The organism is Pseudomonas putida (genome assembly GCF_028682475.1).
Taxonomy (GTDB): domain Bacteria; phylum Pseudomonadota; class Gammaproteobacteria; order Pseudomonadales; family Pseudomonadaceae; genus Aquipseudomonas; species Aquipseudomonas putida_AG.
Genome location: NZ_JANHLE010000036.1, coordinates 1 through 12,317 on the forward strand (window position 1 = coordinate 1; position 12,317 = coordinate 12,317).

The 12,317-nt window shown below is 63.3% G+C and carries 7 protein-coding genes and 1 riboswitch; of the genes, 3 read left to right on the forward strand and 4 right to left on the reverse strand.

The annotated features are described in order from the left end of the window. Positions 1-272 precede the first annotated feature (272 nt). The 4 genes from tenA to gspG form a co-directional block, all read right to left on the reverse strand. Positions 273-932 carry a thiaminase II gene (gene tenA, locus NPS47_RS22485; protein WP_274296957.1) on the reverse strand — a complete coding sequence of 220 codons (660 nt, stop codon included), beginning with the start codon at positions 930-932 and terminating at the stop codon, positions 273-275. A 3-nt stretch (positions 933-935) separates the two neighbouring features. Further along, positions 936-1,583: a TenA family protein gene (locus tag NPS47_RS22490; protein WP_274297002.1), complete on the reverse strand. Its 648-nt coding sequence runs from the start codon at positions 1,581-1,583 to the stop codon at positions 936-938. Positions 1,584-1,662: 79 nt separating this feature from the next. Further along, positions 1,663-1,777, reverse strand: a riboswitch (TPP riboswitch). A 38-nt stretch (positions 1,778-1,815) separates the two neighbouring features. Then, positions 1,816-3,003, reverse strand: a complete 1,188-nt coding sequence (locus tag NPS47_RS22495) for a type II secretion system F family protein (protein WP_274296958.1) — start codon at positions 3,001-3,003, stop codon at positions 1,816-1,818. 15 nt (positions 3,004-3,018) lie between these two features. Continuing rightward, positions 3,019-3,441 carry a type II secretion system major pseudopilin GspG gene (gspG, locus tag NPS47_RS22500; protein ID WP_274296959.1) on the reverse strand — a complete coding sequence of 141 codons (423 nt, stop codon included), beginning with the start codon at positions 3,439-3,441 and terminating at the stop codon, positions 3,019-3,021. A gap of 177 nt (positions 3,442-3,618) precedes the next feature. On the opposite strand from gspG, the gene NPS47_RS22505 reads away from it, so the two are divergent. From NPS47_RS22505 to NPS47_RS22515, 3 genes are all read left to right on the forward strand, one after another. Further along, positions 3,619-4,224 carry a lytic transglycosylase domain-containing protein gene (locus NPS47_RS22505; protein WP_274296960.1) on the forward strand — a complete coding sequence of 202 codons (606 nt, stop codon included), beginning with the start codon at positions 3,619-3,621 and terminating at the stop codon, positions 4,222-4,224. A gap of 229 nt (positions 4,225-4,453) precedes the next feature. After that, positions 4,454-10,309 carry a manganese-oxidizing multicopper oxidase MnxG gene (gene mnxG, locus NPS47_RS22510; protein ID WP_274296961.1) on the forward strand — a complete coding sequence of 1,952 codons (5,856 nt, stop codon included), beginning with the start codon at positions 4,454-4,456 and terminating at the stop codon, positions 10,307-10,309. 18 nt (positions 10,310-10,327) lie between these two features. Next, entirely contained in the window at positions 10,328-12,316 is a 1,989-nt protein-coding gene (locus NPS47_RS22515; protein ID WP_274296962.1) for a cytochrome D1 domain-containing protein, read from the forward strand. The last annotated feature ends 1 nt before the right edge of the window (position 12,317 follow it).

The window sequence follows — 12,317 nt, forward strand, 5'->3', positions numbered from 1 at the left end:
GTTCGAGCTGCACGCTATTGGCCGGTGCGAACATGCGTTTGTCCTTAAACGGAGGGGAGAGAAACCACGCAACACCCAAGCGAAATTGCGCTTGAGCGGGCGTAAACACCCGGAAACGCTACCAAGAGCGACAAAAAATAGATGTCAGACGCTTCCTAAACTGCATCTGTATTTTCTGGTCTTGCGTTGGCGAGTCACTCAAGCCCGCTCCTACCGTAGAGGCTGTTTTCAAAGCATCAGGTCAAGACAGTTGCTCCCACCGTACCCACAGCTCAAACCGCATCCAACCCCATCTGCCAAAAGTCCGCTTCCAGCCGCGAAGCCTGGGCAAACACCTTGACCAGCTCCTCGAAGCGCCGCTCGGTCATCGTCCGAGCAGCCAGCTCATCCAGGTGCGCCCTCGCAGCCGTGGCCACCCCCTGATACCCAGCCCCGGCATACTCGGCAATCCAGTCCCGATACGGATGATCTTCCAGCGCATCGACACCTTGTGGCGTCAGGTTACGCCCAATCTCGGCATAACCGATCACACAGGGCGCCAACGCCACATGCAGATCGAGCAGATCCCCGGCCGCCCCGCAGTCCAGCACAAAGCGCGTATAGGCAACCGTAGCCTGATGCTCAGGCGTCGCCGCGAGGTCTTCGGGCGCCAACCCCCAACGCTGGCACAAGCGCACATGCAGCTCGGTCTCATCGAGAATCGCCGCCAACCCTGCCTGTGCGGCACGGATATCGGCCAGCGTGCGGCTCTTGTAGGCGGCCAACGCCCACGAACGGGCGAACTGGATCAGGAACAGATAATCCTGTACCAGGTACTTGCGAAACGCTGGCTGGGCGAGGGTGCCGGCGCCCATCTGGCGGACGAAGTCGTGGTCGACGTAGCTGTTCCAGTCGGTAGCGGCGGCCTGTTTCAGGCGGTCAAAGATGTCCATGGCTTATCCCTTGATATCGTAAGCGGCGTCGAAAAAGGCGTGCTCCAGCGCAACCGCGCGCAGGAAGAAGTCAGTACTGATTTGCGCTTGCGCCGGCCCTACCCGGTCCAGCTCCGCGCGCAGAAAGGCAACGAAATCCTGGAAGTCCTGGTTGTCGTGCAGGGTGATCCACTCCGCATGCTCAAAGCGCGGCGGCAGATTTTTCTGCGCCCGCAGGGCCCAATCCAGGTACAGCCCTTCGGCAACGTTGAGCACCGCCAGCGCCGCCGCATAGGAACGGGTGGCCGCTGCCTCACGCATGATCGCCTTGAAACCTGCGGTCGGCACCGAGTCGGGTGCTTCAAGGCGCTGCGCCTGAGTTACCCCGAGCGCTTCGAAGGCGCGCAGGAAATAGGTGTTTTCTTCACCCGAAATCACCCCGGTGAAACGCCCCAGGCGGATGCGCGCCTCGAAGGTGTCGGCACTGGCAATGGCCGCACCGAGTAAGGTCAGGAAGGCATCAATGAAGCGGTGATCCTGGATCAGGTAATTGATCAGGACTGCGTCGTCGAGGCTGCCATCGAGCAGTTCGTTGACGAAACGGTGTTCGATCGATTGCGTCCAGCTTGGCTCGCTCTGGCGGCGAAGGGTATCGGTGAAGCGTTCGGTCATCGGGCTGTCCTCAACGATGGCGACAGCGAGACCGGGTAACTCAGACATGGGCGGCCTCGCAGTGAGACCGGCAAAAAGGCAGGTAGGCAATCCCCATCCCTTCGCCGGCATGATCCGGATCAGGTTCGAAGGGTCACCGCGCTGCAGCTGCTAGCGGTTTCTCAGCCCGTTGCCGGGCTCCCCTTGGTGGCCGAATCTATACAGCAAGCGGGGCGGATTGTCACGCCGAGCGCTAGTGAATGCTGGAGGCCAGTTCAAAGATCGGCATGTACATCAGGATCACGATCAAGCCGATCAACAGGCCGATAAAGGTCATCAACAAGGGTTCGAACAGGCGTACGAACCACTCGATCCAGCGGCTGATTTCTTCGTCATAGAAGTCGGCGCTGCGCTCCATCATCTGCCCGAGATTGCCCGATTGCTCGCCCGCCCGCAGCAAGCGCAGGGACACCGGTGTCACCAGTTGCCCGGCTTCCAGCGCAGCCGACAATGACAGGCCTTCACGGACCCGTTCACAGGCATGTTCCAGGCGTTGTTTGGCCGCGACGCCGAGCAGGCCGCGGGCCATCTCCATGGCGGTGAGAATCGGGATGCCGCCTTGCAGCAGGATCCCCAGGGAGCGGTAAAAACGCGCCAGCTCATACATCACCAGGCGTCGGTGCAGCGCCGGCAGGCGCTCCAGCTGGCGGTTCAGCCAGCGCCGCACGCGGGGATCGCGGCGCAGTACGAACAAACCTGCCATCAGGCCGAGAAAGCCCAGGCCCAACGGTGCCTGGTGGGCATGCAGGAACATCCCGGCCTGCATCAGCCAGCGCGACAGCCACGGCAGTTCGGTGCCCAGGCCTTCGAACACCAGGCTGAAGCGCGGCACCACATAGCCGAGCAGAAACAGCACCACGCCACCGCCGACCAGCAACAGTAGCAACGGATAGATCGAGGCGCTGACAATCTTCTGCCGCACTTCGTCCATGCGCTTGCGGTAGGCGACGTAACGCCCCAGGGCATCCCCCAGCGCGCCGGTTTTCTCGCTCGACTGCACCAGGGCGATGTACAGCGCCGGGAACACGCTGGGCAACTGGCCCAAGGCCTGAGAGAAGGATTTGCCTTCATAGAGCAGGCGTACCAACTCGCCGAGGGTCTTGCGCGCCTGGGGCGCCGACTCTTTTTCCGCCAGGCTTTCCAGCGCGTCAATCAGCGGCAGGCCGGCGTTGAGCAGGGTGGTCAGCTCCTGGCTGAACAGCACCAGGTCGAAGGTTTCTGCGCGGCGCCAACGCAACTTCGCAAAGCGCTCGCAGTTACGCACGCTGACCACCCGCAAGCCTTGTTGCTCGGCCTGCAGACGGGCCTGGCCGGCGTCCTGGGCGTCCAGCGTGAGCAGCACCACGCCGGATTTGCCCAATGCCTTGAGCTCGTAGCGCATGGGTCGATCCTCCGCTTACTGCCAGCTGGTGATCTCGGCGTTCTCGCCGTCGCCGCCAGGCTGGCCGTCCTTGCCCATGGAGAGCAGGTCGTACTCGCCGTTTTCGCCGGGTTGGCGGTAGATGTAATTGCGTCCCCACGGGTCCTGAGGGACTTTTTTCTGCAGGTAAGGGCCCGACCAGCGGCTCTCATCACTGGGCGCGGTGACCAGCGCCTGCAGGCCTTGCTCGGAATTGGGGTAATGCCCCACTTCCAGGCGATACAGGTCCAGCGCCTTGCTCAAACCTTCAATCTGCGCCCTGGCCACCTTGGCCTCCGAGCGCCCCAACTGACTGAAATACTTGGGGGCGACGATGCCGGCAAGCAGACCCAGTACCACCAACACCACCAGCAGTTCGAGCAGGGTGAACCCTTGTTGCGCGTACTTTTTTTTGTTCATGACAAGGCCCTCCGTAGTGCGCCTGTCAGGGCTTATGCAATTGCCGTGCGCGTCTGCGTCAAGCCTTTGCGCCACGGGCCCGGCAAGGCGGCACAGTGCTTGCGTCAGTGACTGAAAGCCTCGGCAATCGGGGCATATGCCCCACTTTTCGGGGAACGCAACGGGGAGGGCGTGACGATGCACTGGCTCACTGCAGGACTCTTTGTTTGGCTGGCGTGGACCCACCAGGTCCAGGCCGATGTGTACATCTCCATCAAGACCGACGGCAGCTATGTGCTGTCCAACGTTCACCGACCGGGCCGCACCTATCAACGGGTGATCAGCGAACCCGGAGTGAGCCTGGCCAGCAGCGGACAGGCGCAACTGATCACCGGCATGCCCTATGCCGAGCTGGTGGCTGCTGCGGCCGAAGCCAACGACTTGCCGGCGGCACTGCTGCATGCGGTGATCCAGGCCGAGTCCCGCTACAACCCTAATGCGCGCTCGCCCAGTGGCGCAGTCGGGCTGATGCAGTTGATGCCCGACACCGCACGTGAGTTGGGGGTCAAGAATTCGCTGGACCCAGCTTCAAACCTGCAGGGTGGGGCGCGCTACCTCAAACGCATGCTGAACCTGTTCGACAACGACATCACCCTCGCCGTGGCTGCGTACAACGCCGGCCCTGATGCGGTGATGCGCCGCGGCCGGGTGGTGCCGCCCTATGCCGAGACCCAGCGTTATGTGCCGAAAGTGTTGCGCCAGTACCGGCGCTTGCAGGGTCTGGCCATGGATGCGCCGCTGTGAGTGGGAGCGGGCTTGCCCCGCGATGCGATGTGCCTGACAGCGCGCAATCGCGGGGCAAGCCCGCTCCCACTGGTGACCCTACCCCCGAATAGGGGGAATAGCGGGGAAAAACCCCCAATTGAGATTCATTCAATAGTTTAAGTAACTGAAAAACAACAATAAAAAACAATGGCACGAGGTTTGCTCAAGCCTCTCCAGAGTCCACTTGCACCCTCAGAGGCACGCCACGATGACTCCGATCAAAGGCTCCGTCCTGACTTCACTGCTGATCACCGCCGCCACCTTGGGCTGGCAAACCGTCAGCGAAGCCGCCGTGCGCTGCGAGCGCAATCTGGTGGCCAATGTGGTGGCCCTCGATCAGCCACTGATGTTCAACCGCCTCGGTGCGCAAAATGCCAACGGCATGATGTTCGCCCTGCGCCGCGATGTGGTCGATGTGAATCAGGTGTCTCTGGACAACGGTGGCGCAGCAGTACCGGGCAAGGTCACCCTGCGCCCGGACAAGCGGCCGCGGCCGATTGTGCTGCGCGTGGCGGCCGGTGACTGTCTCACCGTGAACCTGCAGAACCTGTTGGCCTACCAGGCCAACCCGAACAAGCACGGCATCGATCACGAGGAAGAAAACGAAGGCGAGGAGAACGAAGCCGAAGAAGCCGAAGGTAATGAGGCTGCTGGCGAGGAGGGCTTCGTGGCCGATGAGCAGGTCACCGACCGCCATGTCGGCTTTCAGGTCAACGGCATGCAGGCGGTCAACAGCATCGGCGACATTGCCGCCAACACCGGACGTAACGGTAACTTTCTGGTCGCCCCCGGCGGCACCCGCACGTACACCCTGTATGCCGAGCGCGAAGGCGCTTTCGCCGCCACCAGCAAAGGCGCCACCTTCGGCGGCGAGGGCAGTGCCGGCAACGTCTCCAATGGTCTGTTTGGCCAGGTGGTGGTGCTGCCGAAAAATGCCCGTACCTACCGCAATACCCTGACCGAAGAAGAAATGCGCCTGGCCACCACTGGCCGCGCACCGACCGGTCAGCCCATCGTTGACTACCAGGCACGCTACCCGCAGCGCGAACCCTGGATCCGCGAAGGCAAGGCCGGTTCGCCGATCATTGCCATGGTCGATGGCAACGAGATCATCAACAGCGAAACCGATGCCGTGGTCATGGGCCCGAATGCCGATGGCAGCTTCCCGCCCGCGACCTACCCACTGGAAAGCATCGGCAAGCGCAACCCGGCAGTGCCCAATCGCCTGGAACCGTTCCGCGATTTTGCCGCGCAGTTTACCGATGAGGCGGCCGCCACCCAGGCCTTCCCCGGTTATTGGGCAGACCCGGTAATGGGGCATGTGCTGGAACCGACCCGCGACTCGTTCATGATCAACTACGGCTCAGGGGGTATGGGCGCTGAAGTGGTGGCCAACCGTCTGGGCGTGGGGCCGATGCATGACTGCCTGTCATGCGCCTACGAAGAATTTTTCCTCAGCGCACACACGGTCGGTGACGTCGCCATGCTGGTGGATGTGCCAGCCAACGTCGGCCTTGAGAACATTCGCCCAGGGCAGACGCCGAGCGCCGATCAGGTCGGCGTCAAGGCCAGCATGGCCCTGTTCCCGGCGGAGCCTGCCAACGTCAACCACAGCTACATCGGTGACTTCGTCAAATTCCGCAATACCCACAATGGCCATGAACAGCACATCTTTCACCTGCATGGGCACCAGTGGCTGTTCAACCCCAACGACGACAACTCCGACTATGTCGATGCCCAGGGCATTGGCCCGGGTGCCGGTTACACCTATGAGATCGCCAACGGCGGTTCGGGTAACCGCAACCGGGTAGCGGGCGACGCGATCTATCACTGCCACTTCTACCCGCACTTTGCCCAGGGCATGTGGAGCATGTGGCGGGTGCATGACGTGTTCGAAGAGGGCACCCGGCTGGAGGTATCCAGCCAGGGTGAGGATGGTTATCACACTGAGCCTTACGCCCTGCGCAGCGGTAAACCGGCTGCTGGTGCGCGCGCCTTGCCAGACGGTGAAATCATCGCCGGGACGCCGATTCCGGCGATCGTCCCGCTACCCGGCAAGGCCATGGCGCCGATGCCTGGCATGGTGTCGGTGATTCCGAAACTGGGCGAACCCCTGGTCGCCGCGAACGATGACGACGAAGAAGGCGATGACGATTCCGCTCATCACGATGCCGCGCCTCGGGCCGTCGGTTCGCTGGCCCTGGTCGATCGCACCGACGCCAACCGCAACTCCGATGGCAGCCTGAAAAACCCTGGCTATCCGTTCTGGATTGGTGGCATTGAAAGCACCGTGGGGCAACGTCCGCCGACGCCACCGCTGGACATGCTCGACCCGGCCAAGGCCCAGCAACTGAAAAGCACCGGCAACGCCCTGTGGGCCAACCTTGATCCGGCCCAGGTCGGCGGTTGGGACGGTGGCTTGCCACGCCATGCGCTGGACGGCATTTCGGCCGGTGGCGAGGTTGACGTGACCACCACCGCGCTGGACTTCACCAAACAGATCACCAAGGCCAAAGCAGTGTTCCTGCCGGAAGAGGGCACGGATGTCGAACAGGCCGCGATGCGCTTCCATTCCAAGCTCGAACACCCCAGCTATGCGGTATTGCCGGGTAACCAGACCGTAGCGCGCAACTTCCGCACCAATGGCGCGGCGCCTACTGCCGGCGCACCGTTCTTCGAGCCGTGCATGGACGACCGCGCCAAGCGCCTGACCCAGGGCGCCGGTGTCGGCGAGTTCAACAGCGGCGAGCGCCTGGATGGCATGAGCTTCACCGGCTCCTCGACCTTTACCGCCGACCGTCCGCGCATCTACAAAGGCGCCAATATCCAGTTCGACGCGGTGTACAACAAGGTTGGCTACCACTTCCCGCAGGCGCGCATCATCTCGCTCTGGGAAGACGCCTGGCCGGTGATCAACAAACAGCGTCCGCCAGAACCGCTGGTGATGCGCATCAATACCTTCGACTGCGTGATGTACCAGCACACCAACCTGATTCCGTCGTTCTACGAGATGGACGACTATCAGGTGCGCACTCCGACCGACGTCATCGGTCAGCACATCCACCTGCCGAAATGGGACCTGACTGCAGCCGATGGTTCGGCCAACGGCTGGAACTACGAAGACGGCATCCTCTCGCCCGGCACCGTGGTTGAACGCATCCACGCCATTCGCGAGTACAACAAATGCACCAGCAGTGACCCGCGTGAAGGCAGCGCCGAGTGCCCGGTGGCCAAGGCGCATCCGTTCTTCGGCCGCTACGGGCGCGCCGACTGGATGGGCGCGCGTACCGCCATGCAGCGCTGGTTCGCCGACCCGGTGGTCAATGTGCACAACGTCGACCGTGGCCTGGGGACCATTTTCACCCACGACCACCTCGGCCCATCGACGCACCAGCAACTGGGCCTGTATGCCACGGTTCTGGCCGAGCCTGCCGGTTCGACCTGGTTCCACGCCGAAACCGGCGAGCAGCTGTACAACCCGGCGCTGCGCGAAGACGGCGGGCCGACTTCGTGGCAAGCCGTGGTGAAGACCGGCGACCATGACGGCGACGGTCGCAACGACAGCTACCGTGAGTTCTTCCTGGAGTACAGCGACTTCCAGCATGCCTACGAGGCCGGGGTGTATGTCGGTGCCGGTCCTGACGGTATTCCCAATAGCCAGGCGTTCCCGGCAACCGCCGATACCTTCCGCTACGCGATCAACCCGCCGGTGCGGCAGAAGGCATCCAACTTGCTGGAGGCGGTGGTCGAGTCCCGCGGTGGCCTGTTCCCGGGCTGCCCGTCGCGGCCTTGCCCGCAAGCGATCTCGGTGGATGACCCGGGCATGTTCGTCGTCAACTACCGTAACGAGCCGTTGGGCCTGCGCGTCTACGACCCCTACAAGGTTGCACCGGACGGCAAGCGCGGCATGCAGGCCGACGGCCTCGGTGGTGACCTGGCGTTCGCCATGCAGAGCCGTACCGACCGTGCCATCCCGGCGATGAACCTGTCGCCGGCAGAGATCACTTCGGCAGTCGGTCCCACCGGTGGCACTACGCTGTTCCCGCCGCACATCAACAAGGCCGGCGCCGAACCGGGTGATCCGTTCACGCCGATGCTGCGCACCTACTCCGGTGACAACGTGCGCTTGCGCATGCATGCCGGTGGTCATGAAGAGGAACACAACGTGACCCTGCATGGCGTCAAGTGGCTACAGAGCGGCTCGGGCTTCGGCAACAGCTCCAACTCGGGGTGGAAGTCCTCGCAGATGGTGGGTATCTCCGAACAGCTGGGCTTCATGGCACCGGTGTCGATGATCTCCAGTTCAGCGTCGCCCAACGGTGATTACCTGTACTCGCTCGATGCCGCCCACGAAGGCTACTGGAACGGTATCTGGGGGGTGATGCGCAACTACACCACCAGCCGCAGCGATCTGTTCGCCTTGCCGAACAACCCGCAGCCAATGGCCGCGCGCAACACCGTGGCGTTTGACGGCATCTGCCCGCGCTACACCACCAATGCCAACGGCATAGGTACCCGGCCAACCGTGCAACGCAGCTATGAAATCGTCGCGGCCCTGGCCAACGACATCCTCGGCAATCCGCTTGCGGTGAGCATCAATGACCCCAGTGGCGTCGGCCAGCACGTCGGCGGCCCGCTGAAGGCCAATGGCGGCACCCTGGTCTACAACAGCCGGCGCACCAGCATCCCGCAGGTGACGGTGACCGACCCCGAAGATGGCGAAACCTTCACCATCGGTGGCCACAGTGGTCCGCTGCATGACCCGACCGCGATCCTCTATGTGCGCAAAGCCGACCTCGACCCGATCACCGGCAAGCTCAAAGCGGGTGTACCGATCGAGCCGCTGGTGCTGCGTGCCGCTGCCGGCGAGTGCCTGAAAGTCACCCTGGAAAACCGCCTGCCAATGGTGATGCCGGACCTGCCCAGCACTGCGGTGATGCATAACGTGGTCAAGCGTGACCGTCAGGGCAGCGAAGGCTCGACCGCCTTCAACAACAACCTGATGCGTCCGTCCAGCCATGTCGGCCTGCACACGCAACTGCTGGCCTATGACATCACCAAGTCGGACGGCGTCAACGTCGGTCAGAACCCGGTGCAGACCGTACCGCCACGTACCGGCAGCAGCGGTGCCTACCCGAGCAAAGTGTTCCAGTACTACGCCGGGCACCTGGAGCGTGAAGGCAAACCGGTGATGCAGATGGGGCGTTCGGTGGACAACATCAACACCACGGCCATCGAATTCGGCGGCCTCAACATCACCCCGGCCGACGTCATCAAGCAGGGGCAGAAGGGGCTGATCGGTGGCATGAGCATCCTGCCGCAGACCGCGACCTGGACCGAAGACAGCGCCAGCCGCGCCTCGGCTACCGTGCAAGTACCCGGGCAGCCGGCCTACCGCGACTTCGCCACGCTTTGGCAGCGCTCGCTGAACATGCGCTGGGCGGATGGTCGGCCGGTGGAAGGCATGGCCACTGAAGGCAATGGCGTGGCGGGAGACCCGCAAGACAACTCCAACATGGCCATCAACTACAAGACCGAGCCGCTGTGGTTCCGCTTCGGCCTGGCCCCGGATGCGCCGTTCGGGCATGCCGATGGCAACGGCTGGGCGGATGTACCCAACGCCCACATGGCTTACAGCAATGCCCTGGTCGGCGGCGACCCGCAAACCCCGGTGCTGTGGGCCAAGCCTGGTCAGCCGTTCCGCAACCATGTGCTGATGCCCACCGGCGGCAGCCGCGGCGTTACTTATCAGCTCGATGGCCACCTGTGGCCGCTGCACAACTACCAGGCTGAGAAGTCCGATGCCAGCGGCTACCCTTTGAACTTGCCAGGTATTGGCTCGGTGCGCTTCGGCTTCAACCCGCAGGCGATGTTCATCGGCGCCCAGGAAAGCGTACTGCCCGCTGCGCACTTCAGCTTCATGGTGCCCAGTGCCGGGGGCAGCAACGCCGTACCCGGTGACTACCTGTTCCGCGACTATGCTGCCTACGGCAACGCCTCGGGACTGTGGGGGCTGCTACGGGTCAGCGAAGAGGCACCACCGACTACAGCGCCGGCGCAGTAAGGGAAAGGGGGAGAGGTCATGAATAAGAAAAATCGACCGTTGTACCTGGGCCTGATGGCCGGCTTGACCCTGATCGGTCTGGGGGTCAGCTACGAGAGCTTGTGGTGCGACCCGCGCAGCGACTTGAGCAGCCCGGCCGAGAGCGATCCGCAGGCGCTGCACCGGCTCAGCCGCGACGGGGTCACCGTCGAGTTTGAAGCCCGGCCATTGGGCAGCGATGAGGTACTGACGGAGGGGGCATTTGCCAGTGTGCGTTTCAAAGTCACCGACCAGAACAGCGGCCAGCCGCTGTCGGGCGTATCCCCTGGTGCCTGGCTGGACCCGGCGCTGACCGGCGACGCCGCCAAGGACCGCAGCAAAAGCTGCAAGGCGCGGGTGGCGCTGTTTCTCAAAAGCAGTATCGGCGCGCGGCCGTTGCTGGACCTCAACAGCTACTTTTTACTGGTGCTGAACAAGGACGCCAGCCTGACCGTGATCGATCCGTCGGTCTCGGTCGGCGGGGTCACCAGCACCCTGGCGCGCATCGAACTGCCGGGCGTGCCCATGGACTGGGCGGCCAGCAACGACGACAAACAGGTGTTCGTGTCGATGCCGGAGCGCGGTGAAGTGGCGTTGATCGACACCGAGACCTTCCAGCGCGTGGGCAATATCGCGGCTGGCAAACAGCCGCTGCGGGTTGCCCTGCAACCCGACCAGCGCCTGCTGTGGGTCGGCAACAATGCCAGCGATCCAGCATACAGTGGCGTCACGGTGATTGATGTCGGCAGCCGCAAAGCCATGAAGTTCTTTGCCACCGGTAGCGGTCATCACGAAATCGCCTTCAGTGCCGACTCGCGTTATGCCTTTGTCAGCAACCGCGACAGCGGCACCCTGAGTGTGATCGATGCCAGCGAGATGCGCCTGGTGAAAACCCTCAAGGTCGGCTCGCATCCCTTGTCGGTGGCCTATTCGGCGCTGTCGCAGGCGGTCTATGTGGCCGATGGCCGCGACGGCAGCATCAGTGTGATCGATGCCCGCAGCCATGAGCTGCGTCACCGGATCGAGGGCAAACAAGGCCTGGGGCCGATGCGCTTCAGCAGCGACGGGCGCTTCGGCATTGTCCTCAACACCCTGGAAAGCCAGGCGCTGGTGATCGACGCCAGTACCGACCGGCTGATCCACAGCCTGCCGGTGGCCGCCGAACCCTACCAGCTGACCTTCACCAAGGCCTATGCCTACATCCGTGGCCTGGCTTCGCCGAAGGTCACCATGGTCAACCTGAGCAGCCTCGGCGAGGGCCGCCAGCCGATCGTCCAGGGCTTCGAAGCCGGGGCAGCCGCGCCGCGCCAGGCCGGTGACCTGCCGCTGGCCCAGGGCCTGACCGTGGCCCGGGATGAGAACTCGGTGTTCGTGGTCAACCCGGTGGACAACACCACCTACTTCTATGCCGAAGGCATGAACGCACCGATGTCCGGTTACGCCAACCGCGGCCACAACGCCCGCGCGGCGCTGGTGGTCGACCGCAGCCTGCGCGAAGTGGCGCCGGGGGTCTACAGCTCGACCATCAAACTGCCGGCTGCCGGCACCTTCGATGTCGCCTTCCTGCTCAACCAGCCGCAGATCATTCACTGCTTCAGCACCGAGGTGGCCGCTTCGGCCACTGCACCGCACCGGCAGTTACCGCAGGTGGAGTTCATGCTGGAACCGAAGGTGGTGGTGCAGGGCAGCCCGTTTACCGCGCGCTTTCGCATCGTCGAAGGCAACGGCAGCCCGCGCAACGGCATCAAGGACCTGAGTGTGCGCTACTTCCTTGCGCCGTCATCACGGGCCCGTGACAGCCGCGTGCATGAAGTCGGCGATGGGGTCTATGAGGCGCCGCTGGAGCTGGCCGAGGCCGGTGCCTGGTATCTGCATGTACAAGCGCCGTCTCTGGGCAGTGCTTTTGCCGAGAAAAACTACACCAGCCTGCGGGTATTGCCTGCCTCTGCTCAACAAGCGTCCGATTCGGGATCAAGGAGTGTGCGATGAA